Origin of the sequence: Amycolatopsis sp. 505 (genome assembly GCF_031625235.1) — a bacterium.
GTDB lineage: Bacteria > Actinomycetota > Actinomycetes > Mycobacteriales > Pseudonocardiaceae > Amycolatopsis.
Genome location: NZ_JACKQP010000003.1, coordinates 828,357 through 851,938, shown reverse-complemented (window position 1 = coordinate 851,938; position 23,582 = coordinate 828,357). Strand labels below are relative to the sequence as shown.

25 protein-coding genes and 1 riboswitch are annotated in these 23,582 nt (G+C 71.1%); of the genes, 12 read left to right on the top strand and 13 right to left on the bottom strand.

Annotation, left to right across the window (positions count from 1 at the left end; genetic code table 11):
• Positions 1–19 precede the first annotated feature (19 nt).
• The gene (locus H5965_RS15570; protein ID WP_310970495.1) at positions 20–550 is read left to right on the top strand and encodes a MarR family transcriptional regulator; all 531 of its coding nucleotides are present in this window, start codon (positions 20–22) and stop codon (positions 548–550) included.
• A 63-nt stretch (positions 551–613) separates the two neighbouring features.
• Here H5965_RS15570 and ribA read toward each other — a convergent pair whose 3' ends face one another.
• A complete protein-coding gene (gene ribA / locus H5965_RS15565) occupies positions 614–1,225 on the bottom strand; it encodes a GTP cyclohydrolase II (RefSeq protein WP_310970609.1) in 612 nt (203 codons plus the stop codon).
• 111 nt (positions 1,226–1,336) lie between these two features.
• On the opposite strand from ribA, the gene H5965_RS15560 reads away from it, so the two are divergent.
• Entirely contained in the window at positions 1,337–1,969 is a 633-nt protein-coding gene (locus H5965_RS15560) for a LysE family translocator (protein ID WP_310970494.1), read from the top strand.
• Positions 1,970–1,997: 28 nt separating this feature from the next.
• Here the strand turns inward: H5965_RS15560 and H5965_RS15555 are convergent, their stop codons facing one another.
• Complete coding sequence (locus H5965_RS15555; RefSeq protein WP_310970493.1) at positions 1,998–3,059, bottom strand: cobalamin-independent methionine synthase II family protein; 1,062 nt, start codon at positions 3,057–3,059, stop codon at positions 1,998–2,000.
• A 254-nt stretch (positions 3,060–3,313) separates the two neighbouring features.
• Between H5965_RS15555 and H5965_RS15550 the strand changes: the two genes are divergently transcribed.
• Both H5965_RS15550 and H5965_RS15545 read left to right on the top strand, forming a co-directional pair.
• Positions 3,314–3,577 (top strand): DUF3040 domain-containing protein, encoded by a 264-nt coding sequence (locus H5965_RS15550; protein WP_310970492.1) that lies wholly within the window; start codon positions 3,314–3,316, stop codon positions 3,575–3,577.
• Positions 3,578–3,600: 23 nt separating this feature from the next.
• Positions 3,601–4,626, top strand: coding sequence for a DNA polymerase IV (locus H5965_RS15545; protein ID WP_310970491.1), 1,026 nt, complete (start codon positions 3,601–3,603; stop codon positions 4,624–4,626).
• Here the strand turns inward: H5965_RS15545 and H5965_RS15540 are convergent.
• Positions 4,623–5,270: a TetR/AcrR family transcriptional regulator gene (locus H5965_RS15540; RefSeq protein WP_310970490.1), complete on the bottom strand. Its 648-nt coding sequence runs from the start codon at positions 5,268–5,270 to the stop codon at positions 4,623–4,625. The two genes, H5965_RS15545 and H5965_RS15540, sit on opposite strands and share 4 nt — an antisense overlap.
• An 88-nt stretch (positions 5,271–5,358) precedes the next feature.
• On the opposite strand from H5965_RS15540, the gene H5965_RS15535 reads away from it, so the two are divergent.
• The 4 genes from H5965_RS15535 to H5965_RS15520 all read left to right on the top strand — a co-directional run bounded on the left by H5965_RS15535 (position 5,359) and on the right by H5965_RS15520 (position 8,708).
• Positions 5,359–6,249 (top strand): diiron oxygenase, encoded by an 891-nt coding sequence (locus tag H5965_RS15535; RefSeq protein WP_310970488.1) that lies wholly within the window; start codon positions 5,359–5,361, stop codon positions 6,247–6,249.
• A gap of 44 nt (positions 6,250–6,293) precedes the next feature.
• Positions 6,294–6,776 (top strand): GNAT family N-acetyltransferase, encoded by a 483-nt coding sequence (locus tag H5965_RS15530; protein ID WP_310970487.1) that lies wholly within the window; start codon positions 6,294–6,296, stop codon positions 6,774–6,776.
• A gap of 31 nt (positions 6,777–6,807) precedes the next feature.
• A riboswitch (S-adenosyl-L-homocysteine riboswitch) is annotated at positions 6,808–6,885 on the top strand.
• Between the two features lie 85 nt (positions 6,886–6,970).
• Positions 6,971–8,431, top strand: a complete 1,461-nt coding sequence (gene ahcY, locus H5965_RS15525; RefSeq protein ID WP_310970485.1) for an adenosylhomocysteinase — start codon at positions 6,971–6,973, stop codon at positions 8,429–8,431.
• 136 nt (positions 8,432–8,567) lie between these two features.
• Positions 8,568–8,708 carry a hypothetical protein gene (locus tag H5965_RS15520; protein ID WP_162472556.1) on the top strand — a complete coding sequence of 47 codons (141 nt, stop codon included), beginning with the start codon at positions 8,568–8,570 and terminating at the stop codon, positions 8,706–8,708.
• Between the two features lie 480 nt (positions 8,709–9,188).
• Here the strand turns inward: H5965_RS15520 and H5965_RS15515 are convergent, their stop codons facing one another.
• From H5965_RS15515 to H5965_RS15485, 7 genes are all read right to left on the bottom strand, one after another.
• On the bottom strand, positions 9,189–9,398 hold the full coding sequence (locus H5965_RS15515) for a hypothetical protein (RefSeq protein WP_310970484.1): 210 nt from the start codon (positions 9,396–9,398) through the stop codon (positions 9,189–9,191).
• A gap of 104 nt (positions 9,399–9,502) precedes the next feature.
• Positions 9,503–10,405: a Ku protein gene (locus H5965_RS15510; RefSeq protein WP_310970482.1), complete on the bottom strand. Its 903-nt coding sequence runs from the start codon at positions 10,403–10,405 to the stop codon at positions 9,503–9,505.
• A gap of 84 nt (positions 10,406–10,489) precedes the next feature.
• Positions 10,490–11,716 carry a styrene monooxygenase/indole monooxygenase family protein gene (locus H5965_RS15505; RefSeq protein ID WP_310970481.1) on the bottom strand — a complete coding sequence of 409 codons (1,227 nt, stop codon included), beginning with the start codon at positions 11,714–11,716 and terminating at the stop codon, positions 10,490–10,492.
• A gap of 17 nt (positions 11,717–11,733) precedes the next feature.
• Complete coding sequence (locus tag H5965_RS15500; protein WP_310970480.1) at positions 11,734–12,360, bottom strand: ATP/GTP-binding protein; 627 nt, start codon at positions 12,358–12,360, stop codon at positions 11,734–11,736.
• Positions 12,335–12,709 carry a DUF742 domain-containing protein gene (locus H5965_RS15495; protein ID WP_310970478.1) on the bottom strand — a complete coding sequence of 125 codons (375 nt, stop codon included), beginning with the start codon at positions 12,707–12,709 and terminating at the stop codon, positions 12,335–12,337. Before H5965_RS15495 ends, H5965_RS15500 begins: the two co-directional genes overlap by 26 nt.
• Positions 12,710–12,729: 20 nt before the next feature.
• Positions 12,730–13,167: a roadblock/LC7 domain-containing protein gene (locus H5965_RS15490; RefSeq protein ID WP_310970477.1), complete on the bottom strand. Its 438-nt coding sequence runs from the start codon at positions 13,165–13,167 to the stop codon at positions 12,730–12,732.
• On the bottom strand, positions 13,164–14,405 hold the full coding sequence (locus H5965_RS15485; protein ID WP_310970476.1) for an ATP-binding protein: 1,242 nt from the start codon (positions 14,403–14,405) through the stop codon (positions 13,164–13,166). The genes H5965_RS15490 and H5965_RS15485 overlap by 4 nt, the downstream gene beginning before the upstream one ends.
• A 359-nt stretch (positions 14,406–14,764) precedes the next feature.
• Here H5965_RS15485 and H5965_RS15480 point away from each other — a divergent pair, with 359 nt between their 5' ends.
• From H5965_RS15480 to H5965_RS15465, 4 genes are all read left to right on the top strand, one after another.
• A complete protein-coding gene (locus tag H5965_RS15480) occupies positions 14,765–15,427 on the top strand; it encodes a TetR/AcrR family transcriptional regulator (protein WP_310970475.1) in 663 nt (220 codons plus the stop codon).
• On the top strand, positions 15,421–17,154 hold the full coding sequence (locus H5965_RS15475) for an ABC transporter ATP-binding protein (protein ID WP_310970473.1): 1,734 nt from the start codon (positions 15,421–15,423) through the stop codon (positions 17,152–17,154). Before H5965_RS15480 ends, H5965_RS15475 begins: the two co-directional genes overlap by 7 nt.
• Complete coding sequence (locus tag H5965_RS15470) at positions 17,151–19,160, top strand: ABC transporter ATP-binding protein (protein ID WP_310970472.1); 2,010 nt, start codon at positions 17,151–17,153, stop codon at positions 19,158–19,160. Before H5965_RS15475 ends, H5965_RS15470 begins: the two co-directional genes overlap by 4 nt.
• Positions 19,161–19,893: 733 nt before the next feature.
• Positions 19,894–20,964 (top strand): DNA polymerase ligase N-terminal domain-containing protein, encoded by a 1,071-nt coding sequence (locus tag H5965_RS15465; protein ID WP_310970470.1) that lies wholly within the window; start codon positions 19,894–19,896, stop codon positions 20,962–20,964.
• 46 nt (positions 20,965–21,010) lie between these two features.
• Here the strand turns inward: H5965_RS15465 and H5965_RS15460 are convergent, their stop codons facing one another.
• From H5965_RS15460 to H5965_RS15450, 3 genes are all read right to left on the bottom strand, one after another.
• Positions 21,011–22,465, bottom strand: coding sequence for an MFS transporter (locus H5965_RS15460; protein WP_310970469.1), 1,455 nt, complete (start codon positions 22,463–22,465; stop codon positions 21,011–21,013).
• A gap of 151 nt (positions 22,466–22,616) precedes the next feature.
• On the bottom strand, positions 22,617–22,994 hold the full coding sequence (locus tag H5965_RS15455; protein ID WP_310970468.1) for an SPW repeat protein: 378 nt from the start codon (positions 22,992–22,994) through the stop codon (positions 22,617–22,619).
• A 78-nt stretch (positions 22,995–23,072) separates the two neighbouring features.
• Entirely contained in the window at positions 23,073–23,582 is a 510-nt protein-coding gene (locus tag H5965_RS15450) for a hypothetical protein (RefSeq protein ID WP_310970466.1), read from the bottom strand.

The window sequence follows — 23,582 nt, the reverse complement described above, 5'->3', positions numbered from 1 at the left end:
TTCCCCTAACCTGGGCCGCATGACGGACCGACCGGCCGACCTCGACTACCTCTCGTTCGTCGACTACGCGATCGGGAAGACGCAGGCCGAGCTCCCCGCGACCGACCCGGTGGCGATGCGCCTCGGCCTCACGCTGCACCGCCTGGCGGGCGCGCTGGTCTACGACTGGGAGTCGACGGTCCACCGCCCCCGAGGCTGGAGCTGGGGTGGCTTCCGGGTGCTGTTCGTGCTGTGGCTGGCGGGGCCGCTGGAGTCCCGCCACGTGGCCCGCCTCGCCGGGATGAGCCGCGCGGCGGTGTCGGCACTGGTCAAGACCTTGGAGCGGGACGGCCTGGTGACCCGCACCCAGGTCGCCCACGACCGCCGCGCGGTGGAGCTGGCCCTGACGCGCGCGGGCCACACGGCGGTGACCGACGCGTACCAGGAGCACAACAAGCGGGAGCAGGCCTGGGTGGCATCGCTGACACCGGAGGAGCGCGCGGTGCTGATCGGACTCCTGGAGAAGCTGACCACCGGCCCGGCCGCCGCGGCCGCGCAACGCCTCACCTGACCGGCCCTGACGGCACGCGAGCCGACCCTCCAGGACCAGCCCGCTCCGCGCGCCGGCCGCGGGTCAGCTGGCCAAGCCCGGCAAACTCAGCGTGTGCCCGGTCTGCTCGGCCTTCGCCCGCAGGTACCGTACGTTGCTCTCCGTCGCGAACACGCCCGTCGGCACCCGGTCGCGCACCGCGATGCCGGCCGCGCTCAGCTGGGCGGCCTTGTCCGGGTTGTTCGACAGCAGGTCGACCCGGCTCACGCCGAGCGCGCCGAGCATCTGCGCCGCGACCGTGTAGTCGCGGGCGTCCTCGGGCAGGCCGAGCGCGGCGTTCGCGGCGTAGGTGTCGAGGCCGCCGTCCTGCAGGGCGTACGCGTCGAGCTTGTTGTACAGCCCGATCCCCCGGCCCTCCTGCCGCAGGTACAGCAGGTACCCGCCGGTCTCGGAGATCCGCGCGACCGCCTCGGCCAGCTGCGGCCCGCAGTCGCAGCGCGCCGACCCGAAGACGTCGCCGGTCAGGCACTCCGAGTGCGGCCGCACCAGCGGCACCTCGCCGGGCGTGCCCAGGACGAACGCCAGGTGCTCGCCGCCGTCGGCCAGGCCGCGGAACGTCACGGCTTCGGCGTCGACGGCGACACCGCCGTCGAGCCGCAGCGGGATCCGCACCCGCGTCCGCACCCCGGCCGTCATGTCCTCGCCCCTGGTGTCACCCACAAGATCGACCCTACACGAGGTTCAAATTCGAACATCCGCGTCGTTCCACCAGGGAAAACCACTGGCGTCCGGTCGTATCCTCGGCGCATGATCCCCGCCGCCACCGCCGCCTCGTTCCTGCTGGTCGTCGTGCTCGGGGCGATGTCGCCCGGGCCGGACTTCGTCGTCGTGACGCGGTCGGCACTCGCCGGCGGGCGGCGGGCCGGGATCGCCGCCGGGACCGGGATCGCGCTCGGGGTGTTCGCCTGGGTGGTCGCGATCGCCCTGGGGGTCGCCGCCGTGCTCACCGCTTCGGCCGTCGCGTTCACCGTCGTCAAGCTCGCCGGCGCGGCCTACCTCGTCGTGCTCGGGGTCAAGGCGTGGCTGGCCGTGCGCCGCGGCGAATACCGGGATCTCGCCGAGACCACCGGGGCCCGGCAGCTCAAGGCCGGCGCCGCCTTCCGCCAAGGCCTGGTGACGAACCTGCTCAACCCCAAGGTCGCCGTCTACTTCCTGGCCCTGCTCCCCCAGTTCCTGCCCGCCGACGGCTCCACCCTGCAGACCCTGGAGCTGGCCGCGATCGCCACCGCCGGCACCGTCGGCTGGTTCGTCACCCTCGCCGTCGTGGTCGGGGCGCTGAAGCGGTTCTTCAGCGCCGGCCGCGTCCGCCGGAGCCTCGACGCCGTCCTGGGCACCGTGCTCGTCGCCCTCGGGCTGAAGGTCGCCGCCGAGACGGCGTGAGCCCGCCGGCGGGCTCACGCCGCCGCGCTCAGCCGAGCTTCTCGGACGCCAGCCGCGTGCCCTCGACCCGGGCCGCGATCTTCGCGAACGCGATGTCGCGCGAGGTCGACGTGTCGTCGGCGAACGGCGAGAACCCGCAGTCGTCGCAGGTGCCGAGCCGGTCGGCCGGCAGGTACTTCGCCGCGGTGAGCACCCGGTCGCGGACCTCCTCCGCCGTCTCCACGCGCGGGTCGATCGGGTCGGTGACGCCGACGAAGACCCGCTGGTCGGCCTGGACGTTGTCGGCGATCACCCGCAGCGCGCGCTCCGGGTCGGCTTCGCTGGCCAGCTGGACGAAGAAGCGGCCGGCCTTGAGGTCGAACAACGCCGGCAGCAGGCCCGCGTAGTCGACGTCGAGGCTGTGCACGGAGTCCTGGTCGCCGCCCGGGCAGGTGTGGACGCCGATCTTCGCGCGCTCCTCGGCGGTGAACCGGTCGAGGACGGCGTTGTTGAGCTCGACGAACTGCCGCAGCAGCCCACCGGACGGGTCGAGCTTCAGCGACAGCCGTCCCTCGGTGAAGTCGATCTGCACGCTGTCGGCGCCCGCTTCGAGGCTGCCGCGGATGTCCGCCTCGGCCTCGTTCACCAGGTCGGCGACGAACTGCTCCTGCGAGTACCCCTCGATGCCGTCGGCCGGGTAGATCAGCGAAAGCGCGGACGCGGCGATCACCGCCTGCTTGACGGGCCGGTCGGTAAGCGTTTTCGCGCGCGTGAGGTACGAGTCCGCGTGGGTCGCGTAGCGGAAGGGGCCCGCGGTCAGCCGCGGCAGCCGGCGGGTGTGCCCGTCGGCGAACGGGATGACGACCCCGTCCGGCGCCAGCGCTTCGAGGCCGGCCAGCGGGTACGTCGCGAAACTCGGCTTGCCCTGCTCGCCGTCGCTCAGCACCGGCGAGCCGGTCTCCTCGAACCGGCGGATCGTGTCCGCCAGCGCGCGGCTCTCCAGTTCGGCGAGCGCGGCCGCGTCGATCTCGCCGGCCGCGAACGCGCCGAGGCCTTCGACGAGGTACCCGGGACGCGGGATGCTGCCGATCGGTTCGGTGGGCAGGGTCATGGAATCCTCCGGCTGCTTGAAGGGCCTGACCGGGCACGGGCGCGACAGCAGGACGTGGCCGCCCCCAGCCGCCGGGCCGTGACCGGCCACGTTCATGCGGCAACTTAACGTGGCAAACGCCGGTCACGGAGCGCGGATCACCCGGTCGGACCAGAGAAAAGCACGAAATCAGAAGGCGTTCGGCGGTTCGCGAGGAGGACGATTGGGTATTCGCTACGGCGATACGGCGGGTTCGGCGCCGAAGGAGTGCCCCGATGCTCAGTCACCACGATCGCACCGAGCTCGAGAAGATCGAGCGCAGTCTCGAGCTCAGCGACCCCGACCTGGCGGCCGCGCTGCGCGACGGCCGGCGCCCGAAGTCGCGCGCGCTCCGCAGCGCCCTCCTGATCGTCTTCGACATCACCGCCGTGACCCTGCTGGTCCTGGGCCTGGTGCTGCCCGACCCGGGCGTGACCCTGTGCGGGATCCTCGCGCTCACCGCCACCGTCTGGACCCACGTGGCGAGGCACCGCCTCTGACGATCTGAGGCAGACTGAGCGACGTGAAGTGGGTCCTGCACGTCGACCTCGACCAGTTCATCGCCGCGGTCGAGATCGCCCGCCACCCGGAGCTGCGCGGGAAGCCCGTCGTGGTCGGCGGCAACGGCGACCCCACCGAGCGCGCGGTCGTCGCGACGGCGTCGTACGAGGCCCGCGAGTTCGGCGTCCAGTCCGGCATGCCGCTGCGGACCGCGGCCCGGCGCTGCCCGGACGCCGTCTTCCTGCCCAGTGACCCCGACGCCTACCTCGAGGTGTCGGCACGGGTGATGGCCGCCGTGCGGGAGCTGCCGGTGGTGGTCGAGGTGCTCGGCTGGGACGAGGCGTTCGTCGGGGCGGAGACGGCCGACCCCGAAGCGCTGGCCGTCGCGATCAAGGAGGCCGTCGCGCGCGAGACGGGCCTGTCGTGCGCGGTCGGGATCGGCGACAACAAGCTGCGGGCCAAGCTCGCCACCGGGTTCGGCAAGCCCGGCGGGATCTACCGGCTGACGCAGGAGAACTGGTGGGACGTGATGGCGGCCCGCCCGACCGACGCGCTGTGGGGCATCGGCGGCAAGACGGCGAAGAAGCTCGCTTCGCTGGGCATCCACACCGTGCTTGACCTGGCCGGCGCCGACCCGGCCGAGCTGGCGGCGCGGTTCGGCCCGAAGACCGGCCCGTGGCTGCGGCTGCTCGGCGGCGGCATCAGCGACGCCGAGGTGAGCGCCACCCCGTGGGTGGCCCGCTCCCGCAGCCGCGAGACGACCTTCCAGCACGACCTGACGGACCCGGCGCAGATGGCGGCCGAGGTCTCGGCGCTGGCGAAGCGCGTCGCCCAGGACGTCCTCGGCGAAGGCCGCCCGGCGGCGCGGGTGGCGGTCAAGGTGCGGTTCGTGCCGTTCCTGACCCACACGCACAGCATCACGCTCCCGGAACCGACCTCGGACGCGGCCGAGCTGGACCGGGCGGCGCAGGAGGCGCTCGGGATGTTCGAGCTGACCCGCGCGGTGCGGCTGCTGGGCGTGCGCGCCGAGTTCCCGCGCGAAGACTAAAGCCCCTCCGGCAGCGGCAACGGCCGGTCCGGGTCGAGCTGCACCCCGCCCGCCCGCAGCGTGTGGTCCAGCATCGCCCAGATGGTGCCCGTGAGCTGGGCCGTCAGCTGGGGCCGGGTGAGCGTGCCCGGGTGGTCGAGCCAGCGCGTCGTCGCCGACTCGACGTAGCCGACCAGGCCGAACGCGATCGTGTCGCCGGGGGCCGGGTCCAGGCCGAACGCCGTCAGGTACCCCGTGAACAGCCCGCTGAGGTGGCGGGCGATGGCGCCGCGGACGTCGGGGCCGTCCGGCACCCCGCGGGCGAGGTAGCGGTGCAGGTGGGCGTGCTCGGTCAGCCAGCGCAGGTGCGTCGAGATCACCGTGGAGATCATCTCGTTCGGCGACCCCTCGGGGTGCCAGAGCGGCGCCAGGTCGGCCGTCACCAGCTCGGCCGCCCGCTGGGCGATCGCCCGCCGGAGGTCGGCCGCGTCGGAGAAGTGCCGGTACAGCCGGGTGCGGGCGACGCCGGCGCGTTCGGCGATCTGCTCGGTCGAGACGTCCGGGCCGTGCTCGGCGATGGCGGCCAGCGCGGCGTCGACGAACTCCGCGCGCCGGCGTTCCTGCTGGCCCGCCCAGCGCGTCGCCCGTCCGTCGACCTTGGTCACGGCGAAAGCCTACTCAGGACCGGCCGGGCGGTGTACGCTCGCCGAAGTAACTAGTACATCGCGTACCCCCTACTTTCCGGAGGCCGCCATGGGCGTCGAGGCCCAGGACCGGGACGTCACCGCGGCTCGCCTGCTCAAGAGCTCCGCGAAGAACTCCTACGACCCGTACGTGGACGTCGACTGGGCGGCACCGCTCGCCGAGGGCAAGGCCTACATGCCGCTCGAGCGCGTCTCCCTCTACGGCACGGACCTGTGGGCGAAGCTGACGCCGGAGCAGCGGATCGAGCTGTCCAAGCACGAGATCGCCAGCATCATGAGCGTCGGCCTGTGGTTCGAGATCGTCCTGATGCAACTGCTCGCCCGGTACGTCTTCGACCTCGACGCGCGCACCGAGCACGCGCAGTACGCGATGACCGAGATCGGCGACGAGACGCGCCACTCGGTGATGTTCGCCCGCACCGCCGAGCGGCTCGGCGTCCCGCGCTACGGCGTCCCGAAGATCGTCCACCGCGCCGCGAAGGTGTTCGGCGCGACCGCCGCCGGGCCGTCGATGTTCGCGAGCGTGCTGGTCGCCGAGGAGACCACCGACCGGCTCCAGCGGTCGATGATGGACGACGACGGCATCCAGCCGCTGATCCGCTCGGTCAACCGCATCCACGTGGTCGAGGAGGCCCGGCACGTCCGGTTCGCCAAGGAGGAGGTGCTGCGCGAGACGCCGAAGTTGTCGAAGGCGGCGCTGCGGCGGCACCGGCTGCGCACCGCGCTGGTCGCGTTCGGCGTGATCGACAGCATGGTGGACGCGCGGATCTACCGCAGCGTCGGGATCGACCCGCGCGAAGGCCGCGCCGCGGCGCTGGCGAACCCGCACTTCCACGAGACGCGCCGCTGGATGGCCGAGAAGATCGTGCCGTTCCTGCGCGACGCGGGGCTGATCGGCGGCCGCTCGGAAGCCATCTGGCGACGCGCGCACCTCCTCTGAAAAACCCGTTCGCGCACGCCGTCCGGTTCGGCCAGGATGTCCCGGTGATCACGATCCGGGCCGCCCGTGCCGACGACGAATCCGCGCTCGCGAAGATCGACGAACGCACCTGGACCCCGGCCGTCTCCCCCGCCCCGGCGCCCCCGCCGGGTACTCCCTTCTTCGACGACGGCACGCGGCCGGAGGACGTGCTCGTCGCCGAGCAGGACGGCGTCGTCGCCGGGTACGTGCGGCTCGGCGAGGGGTTCGGCATCCCCGCCCACCGGCACGTGGTGGTGATCGACGGGCTCGCCGTCGATCCGGACCGGCAGCGGCTCGGCATCGCCGGGCAGCTCGTCGAGGCCGCCGTGGCCGAGGCGCGCCGCCGGGGCGCCCGCAAGGTGACGCTGCGGGTGCTCGGGCCCAACACCGGTGCGCGGCGGGTCTACGAGCGCTGCGGGTTCGTCGTGGAAGGCGTGCTGCGGGGCGAATTCCACCTCGGCGGGACCGACGTCGACGACGTTCTCCTGGCCCGCTCGCTCGCTTGACAGCCTCGCGGCGGCTTTGCCATCCTGGATCCGGGCCGAGAGGCGCTGCGACGGAAGCCACTTCCGCCACGCTCGGCCCGACACACGACTCCAAGGGCGCCTCCCGCGAGGGAGGTGCCTTCTTCTTTGTCTCCGCACGCACTTCCGTGCCGCCTCCCGAGCGCATCCCGACGAACTCCGGAGTGCACCGAAGCATGAGTGACAAACTGCAGACCCGAAACGGCCTCGACTTCGCCGTGGCCGACCTGTCCCTGGCCGACGCCGGCCGCACCCAGCTGCGGCTGGCCGAGCACGAGATGCCCGGCCTGATGGCGATCCGCCGCGAATACGCCGCCGCCCAGCCGCTGAAGGGTGCCCGGATCGCCGGGTCGCTGCACATGACCGTGCAGACCGCCGTGCTCATCGAGACCCTGGTCGCCCTCGGCGCGCAGGTGCGCTGGGTGTCCTGCAACATCTTCTCCACCCAGGACGAGGCCGCCGCCGCGGTCGTCGTCGGCCCGGAGGGCACGGTGGACGCGCCCACCGGCACGCCGGTGTTCGCGTGGAAGGGCGAGACGCTCGAAGAGTACTGGTGGTGCACCGACCAGCTCTTCGCCTTCCCCGGCGGGCAGGCCCCGAACATGATCCTCGACGACGGCGGCGACGCCACCCTGCTCGTCCACAAGGGCGTCGAGTTCGAGGCGGCCGGCGCGGTGCCGCAACCGTCCGAAGAGGACCCGGAGGAGTACCGGATCATCCTCGACACGCTCCGCGCGAGCCTCGCTGCCGACGGCGACCGGTTCACCCGGATGGCCAAGGAGATCCGCGGCGTCACCGAAGAGACGACCAACGGTGTCAAGCGGCTCTACAAGCTGGCCAAGGACGGCGAGCTGCTCTTCCCGGCGATGAACGTCAACGACTCGGTGACGAAGTCCAAGTTCGACAACAAGTACGGCATCCGGCACTCCCTTGTGGACGGCCTGAACCGGGCCACCGACGTGATGATCGGCGGCAAGCGCGTGGTCGTCTGCGGCTACGGCGACGTCGGCAAGGGCGCGGTCGAGGCGCTGCGCGGCCAGGGCGCCCGGGTCGCGGTCACCGAGATCGACCCGATCTGCGCGCTGCAGGCGGCGATGGACGGCCTGGACGTGGTCGAGCTCGACGACGTGGTGGGCACCGGCGACATCTTCATCACCACCACCGGCAACTTCGGCATCATTTCGGCCGCCCAGATGAGCCGCATGAAGCACAACGCCATCGTCGCCAACGTCGGGCACTTCGACAACGAGATCGACATGGCCGGGCTGGCGAAGCTGCCGGGCATCGTGAAGAAGGAGATCAAGCCGCAGGTGCACGAGTGGACGTTCCCGGACGGCCACGCGATCATCGTGCTGTCCGAGGGCCGCCTGATGAACCTCGGCAACGCGACCGGCCACCCGTCGTTCGTGATGTCGAACTCGTTCACCAACCAGGCGATCGCGCAGATCGAGCTGTTCACCAAGCCCGGCGAGTACGCCACCGACGTCCACCGGCTGCCGAAGCACCTCGACGAGAAGGTGGCCCGGCTGCACCTGGACGCGCTCGGGGTGAAGCTCACCAAGCTCACGAAGGCGCAGGCCGAGTACATCGGCGTCGACGTCGAAGGTCCGTACAAGCTCGATCACTATCGGTACTGACCCGAGATTGCTCCATTCGCCGTAGTTTGGTTTATCCGGAAACTGGCCATCCTCCCGGCGAGAGCGCATCCGCCCGGACGGCACGGAGCCGGGCCGGGTCTCATGCGAAGGAGTGTGTCAAGTGATCATTCTCGGTGTGATTCTCCTTGTCATCGGGTTCATCGTGGGCATCCCGGTGCTGTACACCATCGGTATCATTCTCGCGGTGGCCGGCGTGGCACTGGCCATCCTGGGCGGCACCGGCCGCCGGATCGGTGGCCGGGCGCACTGGTACTGATCCCGAGACCCCGCCACGGCCTGGCGCGGCCGGCATTGCCGGCCGCGCCAGGCCGTTCGGCTGTCCCGCGGAGAGGGCCGGCACCACGGCCGGGGAAATGGCCGCGAGCACGATTCCGGCCCGGGAAGTTTCCGGCGCCGTGCCGGTGAAAAACGAACCGACGTCTCCAGTGGTCACGTAAATCGTGAGCGCGAAGAAGGAAATTGCGATCGCCTTCGAGGGCGGGCGTTCCCGCGCTCCCGGATCACGACCGCGCCTCGGCCAGGACCCCGACCGTGCCGCCTGGAAAGTAAAGGGTCCTCCGGCTCCGAGGGGGAGGGAGAGCCGAAGGACCCCGTTAGTGTTAGCACATCGCCAAGCCGCTGTACACAGCTGCATACACGATCGTGTGACCACCTTGACGAATCCCGAACGCCGCGAAGGCCTTCCCGGCCGGCTCACACCCGGCCGGGAAGGCCTTCGCGGTTCCTGGCGGGAGGCTCAGGAAGCTCGGCGCAGCAACGGCTTCCGCGGCGCGGTGGCACAGCCGCAGCCGCCGCCGACGCCCCGGCAGTCGACGATCAGGGCGTGGCGCACGCGGTCACCGTCCGCACAGGCCGGTTCGGTGCACTCGGCGAACCCGCCTTCCGGGTGGACCACCAGCGTCCCGTGGCAGTGATCGATCCCGGCGTCACAGGATGCACACTCCATGTCCGCACCGCCTTTCCGCGCTCGTGCACCCCAAGGTAGGACCGGGGAGCGCGCGGGCGCGGGAGCCGGGCGGCGTGTCGGCACAACCACCCGTCCGAGCGCACTCAGGCGGACTTCGGTGCCCGCTTCCGGGTGGCCGGCTTCTTCTTCGCCGGCTTCTCGTCCTCATCGGACGCTGCGGGAGCTTCGGACACTTCGGACGCCGCGGCGGCCTCCGAAGAGGACTTTCGCGACTTCTTCGCGGCGTCCACACTGGCCTGCAGCGCCGCCATCAGGTCGACGACCTCGGCCTTGGCGGTGACGGCGGCGGGCTTGGTCGTCTCGTCCCCCGCGACCTTGGCCTCGATCATCTCCTCGAGGGCCTCGCGGTAGTGGTCGTGGTACTTCTCCGGCTCGAACACCGGCTCGGCCAGCGAATCGATCAGCGACCCGGCCATCGTGACCTCCTGCGGCCGGATCTGCGGCGGGTCGTCGCGCAGGAACGGGAAGTCGGGCTCGCGGACCTCGTCCGGCCACAGCATCGTGGTCATCACCAGCACGTCGGCGTGCACGCGCAGCACCGCCATGCTCTCCCGCTGCCGGACCGCGACCTTCGCGATGGCCACCTGGCTCGACTTGTGCAGCGCGTCCCGCAGCACGACGTACGGCTTCACCGCGTTCTTCTGCGGCTCGAGGTAGTACGTCCGGTCGTACTGGATCGGGTCGATCGACTCCAGCGGCACGAACTCCAGCACGTCGATCGTGCGCTGGGTGGCCAGCGGCAGCTCGGCCATCTCGGCGTCGGTGATCACCACCATCTCGCCGTCGGGCAGCTCGTAGCCCTTCGCGATTTCGGCGTACGGCACTTCCTGGCCGTCGATCGTGCAGAACCGCTTGTACTGGATGCGGCCGCCGTCGGCTTCGTGCACCTGGCGCAGGGAGACGTTCTTGTTCTCGGTGGCCGCGTACATCTGGATCGGGATGCTGACCAGCCCGAACGACACCGAGCCCTTCCACATCGCCCGCATGCCACGCACCTCCGATGAACCACGCTGTCGTCTTCACGCAACGTGACCACGGTAGCCGGAATCGACCCGGGGCGACAGTCCGATCTAGACCTCTGCCAGGTACTTCTCCCAGAGCGCCGGGTCCATGAACCAGTGCTGGAAGTCCGCCGGGTCGGTGAATCCGTTGGCGAACCGCCGCGCGACCGCGGGGTTCTGGCCCGCCACCCCGAGGATCTGGAGCACGTGCGGGGGCGGCGGCAGGAGGAGCGCGTTGGTCCATTCGGTCACGTGCCGGGCGTACTCCCAGTAGCGCTCGAACGTGGCTTCCATCCAGGCCGCGTCGAACGGCCGGTCGCCGTGGGAGACGATCGCGTCGAGGTAGGTCGCCGCGCAGTGGCTCGCGTTGTTGGAGCCCTGCCCGGTGATCGGGTCGTTCGCCACGACGACGTCGGCCATGCCCAGCACGATCGCCCCGCCGGGCAGGGTGCCGACCGGGTGGCGGACCACCGGCGGGTACCCGCCCGCGAGGGTCGCCTTCGAGTCGGTCAGCTCGGCGTCGCGGCAGCGCTCGTACTCCCACGGCACGAACTGCCGCATGAGGTCGAGCACGCGCCGGAAGTGCTCGTCCGGGCCCGGGTGGTCGCCGAAGCAGTCCAGCGGCCCGCCGGGCACGCCTTCGAAGAACAGGATGTCGCAGTTCCCGCTCAGCGTGTACGCCGGGATCATGAACAGCTCCCCGACGCCGGGGACGATGTTGAACCGCACCCCCATCTTGTCCGGGTGCTCCGGCCGCCGGCCCACGCCGTGGGCGTAGACCAGCGACAACGCGCGCATCGGCCGCGTGTACGGCGAGCGCTCGGGCACCCGGTCGAACAGCTGGACCAGCTCGCCCTTGCCGGCCGAGATGACCACCAGGTCGTAGAGCCGGGCCAGCGCGTCCAGTTCGGACGTCATCACGCCGTGGATGACGAGCTTGCCGCCGCGGTCCTCGAACAGCTCGAGCCAGCCGGCCATCTTGACCCGCTGGTCCACCGACTGCGCGGGGTGGTCGAGCTCGGCGAACCAGTCGAGCGCGCGGCCGCCGTCGGGCGCGGCCACCGAGACGCCGAGGCCTTCGACGTTGACCGTCTCGGCCTCCCACAGGTTGATCCCGAGGTCGCGTTCGTGCTGCAGGGCGTCGTGGAACATGCACTGCGTCGACATCACCCGCCCGTTCCGGATTTCCTCCGGCGTCCGTGCGGACATCACGGTGACGTCGTAGTCCTTCGCCTGCAGCCCGAGGGCCAGCTGCAGGCCGGACTGCCCGGCGCCCACGACCAGGACCTTGCGCATGGAGCTCGTTCTCCTTCTCAGGCGTGCGGGGCGCTGCCGGCGAGCTCGCGGCCCGCCGGACCGGAGAGCACCGCCAGCGACAGCGTGTGGCCGACCAGTTCGGTCAGAGTGGCGATGGTGGACGCGCGGTCGCGGGCGTCGCAGGTGACCAGCGGGACAGCCGGGTCGAGCGCGAGGGCGTCGCGCACCTCGTCGAGGTCGTGCACCGGCTTGCCCTCGAACTGGTTGACCGCCACCACGAACGGCAGCTCCGAGTCGTTCTCGAAGTAGTTGATCGCCGCGAACGACTCGTCGATCCGGCTGGTGTCGACCAGGACGACCGCGCCGAGCGCGCCGCGGCTCAGGTCGTCCCAGAGGAACCAGAACCGCGCCTGCCCCGGCGTGCCGAACAGGTACAGCAGCAGATCCGGGCGCAGCGTGATCCGCCCGAAGTCCATCGCCACGGTCGTGGTCGACTTGCCGCCGGGCGGGATTTCGTCGATGCCTTCCCCGGCCTCGGTCATCCACGCTTCGTTGCTCATCGGCGGCACTTCCGACACCGCACCGACGAAGGTGGTCTTGCCGACACCGAAGCCCCCGGCGACGACGATCTTCGCGGAGATCGTCAGCAGATCGCCCTCAGGCGGGGAGCCGCTTGAGCCCATCAAGGATCCTCTCGAGCACGTTGGTGTCGTGGTGGTAGGCGTGCGCGGTGGGGTGGACGAACACCGCACCCTGGGAGGCGAGGTCGCCGAGCAGCACCCGCACCACGCCCAGCGGCAGGTCCAGCCCGACCGACAGCTCGGCGACCGAGCAGCGCACCCGGGCGCGTTCGTAGAGCGAGCGCGACTCGGGCATCAGCGTGTCGCTCAGCGCCGGGTCGTACTGCGGCACCGAGATCAGCGTCTCCACCAGCAGCTGGTGGCGCGTGCCGGTGCGGCCGCCGGTGAGCGCGTACGCGCGGATCCGGCGGTGCCGGCGGGGCAGTGTGGTGTCCTTTTCGGACACGGGCATCACATCCTCGGGCACGGGCGTCACATCCGGGGCCGGCGCGCGGTCAGCACCTGCCGCAGCTCCGCGCGCACCTCGGGGGTGAGCGCGTGGCCGGCGTTGCTGATGAACTGGGTCATCTCGTAGGCGACCACCTTCATGTCCGCCTCGCCCGAGGTCAGCACCGCGAGCCCGGCACCGGATCCGATGCCCATGAACAGGAAGTAGCCGTGGGTGAGCCGGATGATGATCTGCTCGCAGGCGCCCTTCCCGAACAGCGCGGCGCTGTTGCCCGCCAGGGAGAGCAGGCCGCTGGCGATCGCGGCGAGCTGTTCGGCTTCGGCCTCGCCGACCGAGTCCGACGCGGTGAGCGGGAAGCCGTCCACGCTCATGATCAGCGCGTGGCTGACGCCGTGCACCTTGCGCACGAAGTCGTCGAGCAGCCAGGCGAAGTTCGCCGTGGCCGAGTGGGGCGCGCTCACCGGGCGGTTCCTCCGGGCGTCTCGTCCTGCCGGGTGCGGTTCTCCGCCAGCGCGGCCTGCTCGCCGTCGGCGAACGCGCCGAGGTCGGCGAGCAGCCGCTCGTGCCCGGCCGCGTCCTCGGCGGGCGGTGGTGGCGGTGGCGGGGGTTCCGGCGCGGCCCCGCGGATGCTGCCGGGCACCCGGCGCGGCAGGCCGTTCGCCGTGATCCCGCCGGTGGTGCCCTCGACCGGGCGGGGCCGCGGGCTGGGCTTGCGGGCCGTCAGCGGCTCCGGCGACTCGCGGGGGAAGGTGCCGGCGCGGCGGCGCGGCAGCCCGCCGACGGTGGCCGGCTCGGGGCCGGCGCCGGTCTTGACCGGCTCGACCGTGACGGTGCGCGTCCCAGACCACGCGTTCTCGGCGAGTTCGGTGACGACGCCGGTGGGCAGCAGCACGGTGGCGACCGTGCCGTGCGGGCTGCGGCGGTCGAGCCGCACGGTGACGCCGTGGCGGGCGGCCAGGCGGGCGACCACGGCCAGGCCCATGTGCCGCGCCGAGGCGTCGTCGAGGTCGCCGCCCGCGGCCAGCCGCGCGTTGAGGTCGCCGATCCGGTCGGCGGGGATGCCGATGCCCTCGTCCTCGATCCGGACGAGCACGCTGCCCTGCTCGGTCAGGTGCGCGCTCACGTGCACCGGCGAGCTCGGCGAGGACTGGTTGGCGGCGTTGTCGAACAGCTCCGCCAGCACCCGGCCCAGGTCTTCGGCGGCGAAGCCGACGACACCGAGGTTGACCACCCGGCCGATGGTGATCCGCGCGTAGTGGTTGATCGACGACATCGCCTCGCGCATCAGGTCGAGCACCGAGGTCGCGCGGGCGGCGTCGCCGGCGGTGTCCTGCCCGGCGAGCACGCGCAGGTTCTCGGCGTTGCGCCGCAGCCGCGTGGCGAGGTGGTCGAGCTGGTAGAGCTCGGCGAGGCGGTGGTGGTCCTCCTCCCCCGCCTCCAGCTCCTCCAGCCGTGCGAGGAGCTGGTCGAGCAGGTTGAGGTCACGCAGGGCGACGCTGGCGCAGATCTCGGCCAGCACGCCTTCGCCGGACGGCTCGGCCACCGGCTCCGGCCGGGTCAGCTCCACGAACGCCGGGCCGGCCGGCGGCGCGGACCCGGGGTGCTTCGGGGGCGCGGTGAGGAACTGCGCGGCGGCGACCCGCGAGCGGTCCAGCAGGACGCGTGATCGATCCAGGAGTTCCCGGGCCCGGCTCGCCATGTGGTCCCACTTCTTCCTTGAACGTGTGTGTTTTCTGGGAAATGCGTGTGCTGCGCCGACCCCCGGGCGGCGATGCGGGACATGCAAGCAGAAAGGTTCGTGGGATGTCCACAGCCGGTCCCCGTGCGATCGCCCTGCGTGATCGTGATTTCGGAGCGTCGCCGCTGGTGAGCGCAGTGGATTAGGCCATTCGGTTCAATTTTGCAAATTGCGGGTCGCAACAGAGCGCACACGCCCGGCGTACTCGCAGTCCAGGCAGGCCCTGGCCCCGAAATCGCAGGTCGCGCCCGATTCGTCCCAAAACTTGCGGGCCACGCAAAAAATTGCGGGGCACGCAACTTTTTCGCTACACTCTGCACATGCCGCCGGAAGAACCACCGAAGCTGACCCTGCGCGAGCGGAAGAAGCGCGAAGCCCGCCGGGCGCTCGCGCAGGCCGCCCTGCGGCTGACGCTGGAGCGGGGGCTGGAGAACGTCCGGGTGGAGGACATCGCCACCGAGGTGGGTGTCTCGCCCCGCACATTCAACAACTACTTCTCCAGCAAGGAGCAGGCGGTCTGCTCGGTCGTCGTCGACCGGCACGAGGGGATGCGCGAAGCCCTGCTCGCCCGGCCCGAGGGCGAGCCGCTCTGGACGTCCGTCAAGCAGGCGGTGCTGGAGCAATATTCGCGTGATGGCGAGCCCGATCGCGCGTATGTTGCGCGTATCCGGGAGCTGATGGGCCAGCTCATGCTGCGGGGCGAATTCCTGAACGCCCACGCGGCGGTCGAGCGGGTCCTCGCCGAAACGATCGCGAACCGGGTGGGCGGTGTGGACCACCTGCTGTGCCGGCTGATGGCCTCCTCGGTGGAAAGTGCCGTCCGCGTCGCCTTCGTGAACTGGTTCACCGAAGGCGAACCGCTCCTGCCGACGCTGGAGCGGCTGCTGGACGAGCTCGCCGCCGGGATGCCGACCCTGACCGGCGGCACCGAACGGAAACCCGAACCGACCACCACCACTCCACTGGGGGAATCGTTGTGCTAGTCAAGCTCCTCCGCAGCCACCTGCGCCCGTACCGGGGCACGCTGTGGGTGATCGTCGCACTGCAGCTGGTGCAGACGATCGCCATGCTCTACCTGCCGACGCTGAACGCCGACATCGTCGACAACGGCCTGATCAAGGGCGACATGGGCTACATCCTGCGGGTCGGCGCCATGATGCTCGCCGTCACGCTGGCCCAGATCGCCGGCTCGATCGGCGCGGTCTACTTCGGCGCCCGCACGGCGATGGCGATCGGCCGCGACATCCGCGCCGGGGTCTTCCACCGGGTGCAGGACTTCTCGGCCCGCGAGGTCGGCCAGTTCGGCACGCCGTCGCTGATCACGCGCACCACCAACGACGTCCAGCAGGTCCAGATGCTGGTCCTGATGACGCTGACGCTGATGGTGTCCGCGCCGATCATGTGTGTCGGCGGCATCATCCTGGCGCTGAACCTCGACGTGCCGCTCTCGTCGCTGCTGCTGGTCATCGTGCCGGTGCTCGCGGTCTCGGTCGGGCTGATCATCGCGAAGATGCGGCCCGCGTTCCGGCTGATGCAGGTGCGCATCGACCGGATCAACCAGATCCTGCGCGAGCAGATCATGGGCATCCGGGTGATCCGGGCGTTCGTGCGCGACAAGCACGAACGGCAGCGCTTCGACGTCGCCAACGACGAGCTGCTCACCGTCTCGCTGCGGGTCGGGCGGCTGATGGCGCTGATGTTCCCGATCGTGATGCTGGTGATGAACGTGTCCAGCGTCGCGGTGCTGTGGTTCGGCGGCCAGCGGATCGACTCCGGCAGCATGCAGATCGGCGCCATGACGGCGTTCCTGTCCTACCTGCTGCAGATCCTGATGGCCGTCATGATGGCCACGTTCATGTTCATGATGGTCCCGCGCGCGGAGGTCAGCGCCGAGCGGATCAGCGAGGTGCTCGACACCGAGTCCAGCGTCCGGCCGCCGGTGTCGCCGATCCGCCCGGGCGCGGTGCACGGCCACCTGGAGCTGTCCGGGGTCGAATTCCGCTACCCCGGCGCGGAAAAGCCGGTGCTGTGCGACATTTCGCTGATCGGGCGGCCGGGTGAGACCACCGCCGTGATCGGCTCGACCGGCACCGGCAAGACGACGCTGCTCAACCTGATCCCCCGGCTGATGGACGCCACCGCCGGCACGGTGAAGGTCGACGGCGTCGACGTCCGAGACCTCGACCCGGCGGTGCTCGCCCGCGCGGTCGGGCTGGTGCCGCAGAAGCCGTACCTGTTCGCCGGCACGGTGGCGAGCAACCTGCGCTACGGCAACCCGGACGCCACCGACGAAGAGCTGTGGCACGCGCTGGAAGTGGCCCAGGGCAAGGAGTTCGTCGAAGCGATGGCCGAAGGTCTCGACGCGCCGATCGCCCAGGGCGGCACGAACGTCTCGGGCGGCCAACGGCAGCGCCTCGCGATCGCGCGGATGCTGGTGCACAAGCCGGAGATCTACCTGTTCGACGACTCGTTCTCGGCGCTCGACTACGCGACCGACGCGGCCCTGCGCCGCGCGCTGGTGTCGGAGACGAAGGACGCGACGGTGGTCATCGTCGCGCAGCGGGTCAGCACCATCCGGGGCGCCGACCGGATCATCGTCCTCGACGAAGGCCGCGTCGTCGGCACCGGCACCCACCGCGAACTCATGGACGGCAACGAAACCTACCGGGAGATCGTGCTGTCCCAGCTCACCGAACAGGAGGCGGCGTGAGCACCACCGAATCGCCCGAAGCCGCCGTCACCGACGCCGGCGAGCGGCCGACCGCCCAACGGCACCGCAACACCGGTGGCGCCGCCGGACCGGGTGCCCGCTGGATGGGCGGCGGGGCGCCGGCGGAGAAGGCGCTGGACTTCAAGGGCTCCCTGAAACGGCTGCTGCAGCTGCTGCGACCGCAGCGGGTGGCGCTGATCGGTGTCCTCGTGCTCGGCGCGGCGAGCGTCACGCTGACGGTGATCGGGCCGAAGATCCTCGGCCAGGCCACCGACGCCATCCTCGCCGGCGTGCTCGGCAAGCAGGTGCCGCCGGGGGTCACGAAGGAGCAGATCGTCGCCGGCCTGCGCGCCCGGGGCGACGGCACGCTCGCCGACATCTACAGCCGGGTCGACCTCGTGCCGGGTGTCGGCATCGACTTCGACAAGGTCGGCCGGATCCTGCTGGTCGTGCTGGCGCTGTTCGTCATCTCGTCGTTCTTCGGCCTGATCCAGGCCCGGCTGACGACGACGCTGGTGCAGCAGGCGGTGTACCGGCTGCGCCAGGAGGTCGAGGACAAGTTCGCGCGCCTGCCGCTGAAGTACTTCGACCGCCAGCCGCGCGGTGAGGTGCTGTCCCGCGTCACCAACGACATCGACAACCTGGCGCAGTCGCTGCAGCAGACGCTGTCGCAGATCGTGTCGTCGCTGCTGACGGTGATCGGCGTGCTGATCATGATGTTCCTGATCTCGCCGCTGCTGGCGCTGATCGCGCTGCTGACCGTGCCGCTGTCGGCGGTCGTGGCCGCGAAGGTCGGGAAGCGGGCGCAGCCGAACTTCATCAAGCAGTGGTCGACGACGGGCAAGCTCAACGCCCACGTCGAGGAGATGTACACCGGGCACTCGCTGGTCAAGGTGTTCGGCCGCCGCGAGGAGTCCGCGGCGATCTTCGACAAGCAGAACGAGACGCTGTACCAGGCGAGCTTCAAGGCGCAGTTCATCTCCGGGATGATCCAGCCGGCGATGATGTTCATCGGCAACCTGAGCTACGTGCTGGTGGCGGTGATCGGCGCGCTGCGTGTCGCGTCGGGCAGCCTCACGCTCGGCGAGGTGCAGGCGTTCATCCAGTACTCGCGCCAGTTCAGCCAGCCGGTGACGCAAATCGCCAGCATGGCGAACCTGCTGCAGTCCGGGGTCGCGTCGGCCGAGCGGGTGTTCGCGCTGCTCGACGCCGAGGAGCAGGCGCCGGAGCCCGCTGTGCCGGAACGGCCGGCGGTGATCCGGGGCCGCGTGGAGTTCCAGGACGTCTCGTTCCGCTACCTGCCGGAGAAGCCGCTGATCGAGGACCTCTCGCTGACCGTCGAACCCGGTCAGACGGTGGCGATCGTCGGCCCGACGGGTGCGGGGAAGACGACGCTGGTCAACCTGCTGATGCGGTTCTACGAGCTGGACGGCGGGCGGATCACCCTCGACGGCGTCGACATCGCGAAGATGAACCGCGAGGAGCTGCGCGACCAGACCGGCATGGTCCTGCAGGACGCGTGGCTGTTCGGCGGCACGATCGCGGAGAACATCGCCTACGGCGCGGACGACCCGACCCGTGAGGAGATCGTCGAGGCGGCACAGGCGACGTACGTCGACCGCTTCGTGCGGACGTTGCCGGACGGCTACGACACGGTGCTCGACGACGAGGGCGGCACGGTCAGCGCGGGCGAGAAGCAGCTGATCACGGTGGCGCGGGCGTTCCTGGCCAAGCCGGTGATCCTCATCCTCGACGAGGCGACCAGCTCCGTCGACACCCGCACCGAGGTGCTGATCCAGCGGGCGATGAACTCGCTGCGCAGCGGCCGCACCAGCTTCGTCATCGCCCACCGCCTCTCCACGATCCGCGACGCGGACGTGATCCTGGTGATGGAGCACGGGCAGATCGTCGAGCAGGGCGACCACGAAACACTGCTGCACAGCGGCGGCGCGTACGCGCGGCTGTACGCGGCCCAGTTCGCCGAAGCGATGGCGGAAACGGACTGAGCGCGGTGGATGGCTCATTCCCGGCGTTCCGGCGCCGGGGATGAGCCATTCGCGGTGTCCGGGCCGAACTGGTCACCGCTGCCGCCAGGCGGTGACGTCGGCGCCGGTGCGGTTCGATGCTTCCTGCGCCGACCGGAATCGTAGGCGCGGCTCGACGGGTGGTCGGTGTCTCTCCCGCGAGCCCGGCCCAGCCCAGCCGACGGGCGCGCAGCCGACCGGGCCGGCCCCACGGCGCACCCGGTCCGGCGAGCGGCCGAACTTACCGCGCAGCCTGCCGAGCCTCGGCGGCTGGAATGGCTTCCACCCCACCCACCGTGCCGCACCGCCGAAGCCGCCATCGGCCGGCCCGCGGCCGCGCAACAGACCGCGCCAACCCACGGCGCGCCCGGCCCGGCCGACCGGCGGCCGCGCAACAGACCATGCCAGGCCCCACGGCACGCCCGCCCCAGCCGACCCGCGGCCGCGCAACAGACCATGCCAGGCCCCACGGCACGCCCGCCCCAGCCGACCCGCGGCCGCGCAACAAACCGCGCCGGCCCACGGCACGCCCGCCCCGGCCGGCCGCCGCGCAGCACAAGCCGGGCCGGCCTCGCGCCGGCCGAGCCGGCTCAGGCCGCCGCGATGGCCGACCCCGCGCCGCATCCGACAACGTCCCGGCCCTGCCCGCAACCACCGCACCCCCGCGCGCCCCGGTACCCTGGAAGCTTCGAGCGGAAGGGGTACTGGGGCGGCCATGGCCGACAAACTCGAGGAATACCGCCGCAAGCGCGCCCGCGAGCGCACTCCCGAACCGTGGCCCGAAGGCCCGCCCGTCGCCGGTGGGAACGACTTGTTCGTCATTCAGGAGCACCACGCCTCGCGGCTGCACTGGGATTTCCGGCTGGAGCGCGACGGCGTGCTCGTGTCGTGGGCGGTGCCGAAGGGCCTTCCCCGCTCCCCCGGCGTCACGCGCCTGGCCGTGCACACCGAAGACCACCCCATGGAGTACCTCGACTTCGAAGGCGAGATCCCGGCCGGCGAGTACGGGGGCGGGTGGATGGCCATCTGGGACACCGGCCGCTACGAAACCCTGCACTGGAACGACCACAAGGTCGAAGTCGTCTTCCACGGTGGGAAGGCGAACGGCAAGTACCTGTTCCTCAACCGGCACAACCCCGAAGACGAAGGCGACTGGACCCTGCGCCGCCTCGATCCGGCCGAGGACGGGCACGAGGACTCCCCCGAATTCCTCGAACCCATGGCCGCGGTGCCGGGCGAACTGCCGGCCGAGGACGACGATTGGGCCTACGAGTTCGACTGGGGTGGCGCCCGGACGATGCTGTGCGTGTCCGGCGGCCGCATCGCCGCGCACGACGAGACCGGCGCCGACGTCATCGGGCGCTGGCCCGAGCTGCACAAGCTCGGCGAAACCCTCGGCTCGACCGAAGTGCTGCTCGACGGCGAGATGGTCGTGGTCTGCGACGGCCGGCCGGATCCCGCGGGACTCGCCCGCCGCAGCCGGGCCGACGGCAGTGACGCCAAGCGGATGGCCAAGCACTGCCCCGCCTTCTTCTTCGCCTACGACCTGCTGCACTACGAAGGCCGGGCGACGCTGGACCTGCCCTACCTCGAACGGCGGGACATGCTCGCCGATCTCGGGCTGTCCGGCGGTGCCTGGCAGGTGCCGCGGTACTTCCGCGGCGGCGGCGAAGCCGTGCTGGCGGCCGCGCGCGAACACGGCCTCGGCGGGATCTACGCGAAACGCGCCGACGGCGATTACCGGCCCGGCAAGGCCGACGGCGACTGGCTCCGGATCTCCACGTGAAAACGGCCTCCCCGGCGGAACCGGGGAGGCCGTCCGTGTCCGGAACTCAGTGCGTCCGCTGCTCCGGCACCACCTGGACCGGGCTGCCCTGCTTGCGCAGCAGCGCCACGGCCAGCACGAGGCCCACGGCCGCGAAGATCACGCACGCCACGAAGCCCTGCGTGAAGCCCTCCAGGATCGCCGCCGGGTTCGTGGCCGCCTGCGCCATGTGCGCGGCGATCACCGTGGAGACGATCGCGACGCCGATCGCGCCGCCGATCTGGAAGGCCGCGGTGTTGAAGCCGGACGCGATACCCGCGTCGCGCTTGGCGATGCCGTTCAGGGCCGCCGCCGCGAGGGCGACCGGGCCGCCGCCGAGGCCCAGGCCGAACAGGAGCAGGGCCGGGAAGACGTCGGCCCAGTAGCTGCCGGTCGGCGAGATCCCGGTCAGCAGGAAGGAACCGATGCCGAGCAGCACCACGGCGGCGACCGAGACGATGCGGATGCCGAGGCGGTTGAGCAGGGCCTGCGCGAGGTAGGCACCGGCCACCGCCGCGATCGGCATCGCCGACTGGCTGAGGCCGAACTCGAGCGCGGTGTAGTGCAGCACGCCCAGCGAGAACTGGGAAATCGCCATCGACATGCCGAACGCCAGCGCCGCGACGATCGCCGTCACGACGTTGCCGCCGACCAGCGCGGGCGACCGGAACAGCCGCAGCGGCACCAGCGGCGCCGCCGACCGCTTCTCGATCACCAGCGTCAGCGCGACCAGCACCAGGAAGACCACGCCCAGGCCGAGCGTGTGGAAGCTGACCCAGCCCTTCGCGGGCGCCTCGACCAGGATGTAGACCAGCAGGCCCAGCGCGGCCGTGCTGACGACCGCGCCGGCGAGGTCGAACGTCCGCTGCTTGCCCGCGTCCTTGCTCTCCCGCAGCAGCACCGGGCTCAGCACCAGCATGAGCAGCGCGACCGGGACGTTGACGAAGAAGATGGACTGCCAGCCCAGCCAGTCGATGAGCGTGCCGCCGAGCAGCAGACCGACGGTCGCGCCGATGGAGGCGATCCCGGACCACGCGGCGAACGCCTTGTTGCGTTCGCGGCCTTCGGGGAAGGTGTTGGTCAGGATGGACAACGCGGTCGGCGCCATCAGCGCGGCCGAAACGCCGTGCAGGGCCCGGGCCACCAGCAGGACCTCGGCGTTCCAGGCGAACCCGGACAGCAGCGACACCAGCAGGAACAACGCGGTGCCGGCGATGAACACCTTGCGCCGGCCGAGCAGGTCGGCCGCGCGGCCGCCCAGCAGCAGCAACCCGCCGAAGGTGAGCAGGTTGGCCGAGAGGGCCCACTGCGCCGCGACGGGCGAGAGCTTGAGGTCCGCCGAGATCGACGGCAGGCCCATGATGACGATCTGCGCGTCGAGGATCACCATGAAGTTGGCCGTGCAGAGCAGGATGAGGGCTTTCCAGCGGCGCGGGTCGAGACCCGACGCCATCGATGCGGGTGCTGCCTGGGCGACGTTCACTGCACTCTCCTTCGAGCGGAGAGGGCATTTCCTCCGCGGTCCGTAGGTGTGCGTCGACCGTACGGATCCGGCGGTCCGCGCCCTTCCTCTCGATTGCACAGCGGTTTCTCCCCGCGTGCGGATCCGCGCGGGCACGTCGCTTCGAAGGGGGTCAGTTCTTCCGGGCGAGCACCGCGATCCCGGCCACCACGACCACCAGACCGGCCACGACGTTGCCGGCCAGAGCGCCCGCCGACGGCGGGGTCTCCCCGCTGTGCCGGAGCAGCCACGGCGAAACGGCGGCCCACGCGCCGAGGACCGGGATCACCCAGCCGATCAGCGCGAGCCGGCGGGTGGCCGTGCGGGCGATCGCCAGCGCGATCAGGACCAGGCCGACCAGGGTGTCGCTCAGCGCCAGCACGCCCGCGCCGCCGAAGCCGGTCAGCCACGGGGCCAGGACCAGGTAGAGCCCGGCGAGCAGGACCACTCCGGCGGCCGCGCCGAGCACCGCCGTGCGGTGCCGGGGCGCCCGGGTTCGGGGGGATGTCATCTCCTCACCTCCTCCCGGAGAGGTACCCGCTCGTCGCACCCGGTAACCGGGGCCTGCCCGCGGCAGGCCCCGGTCCGGTCAGCAGCCGCAGGTGTAGTACGTGATGTCCCAGTGGTTGCCCTCGTCGCAGTAGAGGTTGCCGGAGGCCGCCTTCCACTGCGGGTAGCCGTCGCCGCGCAGGCCGGCGTAGCCGAAGCTGTTCTTGATGTAGGCGTCGATGCAGCTGTTGTGCGAGATGTCCACCTTGTAGCCGTTCCAGTGGCTGTAGGTGCCGGACGCGTGCCCGGTCTCGGTGCCCCCGGTGATGTTGATGGCGCAGCCGCTGGCCCGCTTCAGCGTGATGACCCCGCTGACCGTGCTCTGGTTGATCTGCTCGTACGACGTGCACGTCGAGTTGTTGCGGTTGGTGCAGCCGCCGCTCGACGAGTGCGTGACACCGGCGGCGGACAGCTGCGACGCGGCCTGCGCCTGGGTGAGCTTGGTGACCTGCTCGGTCGCCTGCGCGGTGCCGATGGTGGCGAACACCGCCGTCGCGGCGGACGCGGCCAGCCCCAGTGCCACCCGCGCCAGCATCCGTTGTCCCGGCAT

Excerpts from the sequence above, each read along its gene's own strand:
- H5965_RS15570 (WP_310970495.1), top strand. The coding sequence starts at position 20 with ATGACGGACCGACCGGCCGACCTCGACTACCTCTCGTTCGTCGACTAC.
- ribA (WP_310970609.1), bottom strand. The coding sequence starts at position 1,225 with ATGACGGCCGGGGTGCGGACGCGGGTGCGGATCCCGCTGCGGCTCGAC.
- H5965_RS15560 (WP_310970494.1), top strand. The coding sequence starts at position 1,337 with ATGATCCCCGCCGCCACCGCCGCCTCGTTCCTGCTGGTCGTCGTGCTC.
- H5965_RS15555 (WP_310970493.1), bottom strand. The coding sequence starts at position 3,059 with ATGACCCTGCCCACCGAACCGATCGGCAGCATCCCGCGTCCCGGGTAC.
- H5965_RS15550 (WP_310970492.1), top strand. The coding sequence starts at position 3,314 with ATGCTCAGTCACCACGATCGCACCGAGCTCGAGAAGATCGAGCGCAGT.
- H5965_RS15535 (WP_310970488.1), top strand. The coding sequence starts at position 5,359 with ATGGGCGTCGAGGCCCAGGACCGGGACGTCACCGCGGCTCGCCTGCTC.
- ahcY (WP_310970485.1), top strand. The coding sequence starts at position 6,971 with ATGAGTGACAAACTGCAGACCCGAAACGGCCTCGACTTCGCCGTGGCC.
- H5965_RS15515 (WP_310970484.1), bottom strand. The coding sequence starts at position 9,398 with ATGGAGTGTGCATCCTGTGACGCCGGGATCGATCACTGCCACGGGACG.
- H5965_RS15510 (WP_310970482.1), bottom strand. The coding sequence starts at position 10,405 with ATGCGGGCGATGTGGAAGGGCTCGGTGTCGTTCGGGCTGGTCAGCATC.
- H5965_RS15505 (WP_310970481.1), bottom strand. The coding sequence starts at position 11,716 with ATGCGCAAGGTCCTGGTCGTGGGCGCCGGGCAGTCCGGCCTGCAGCTG.
- H5965_RS15500 (WP_310970480.1), bottom strand. The coding sequence starts at position 12,360 with ATGGGCTCAAGCGGCTCCCCGCCTGAGGGCGATCTGCTGACGATCTCC.
- H5965_RS15495 (WP_310970478.1), bottom strand. The coding sequence starts at position 12,709 with ATGCCCGTGTCCGAAAAGGACACCACACTGCCCCGCCGGCACCGCCGG.
- H5965_RS15485 (WP_310970476.1), bottom strand. The coding sequence starts at position 14,405 with ATGGCGAGCCGGGCCCGGGAACTCCTGGATCGATCACGCGTCCTGCTG.
- H5965_RS15480 (WP_310970475.1), top strand. The coding sequence starts at position 14,765 with ATGCCGCCGGAAGAACCACCGAAGCTGACCCTGCGCGAGCGGAAGAAG.
- H5965_RS15465 (WP_310970470.1), top strand. The coding sequence starts at position 19,894 with ATGGCCGACAAACTCGAGGAATACCGCCGCAAGCGCGCCCGCGAGCGC.
- H5965_RS15455 (WP_310970468.1), bottom strand. The coding sequence starts at position 22,994 with ATGACATCCCCCCGAACCCGGGCGCCCCGGCACCGCACGGCGGTGCTC.
- H5965_RS15450 (WP_310970466.1), bottom strand. The coding sequence starts at position 23,582 with ATGCCGGGACAACGGATGCTGGCGCGGGTGGCACTGGGGCTGGCCGCG.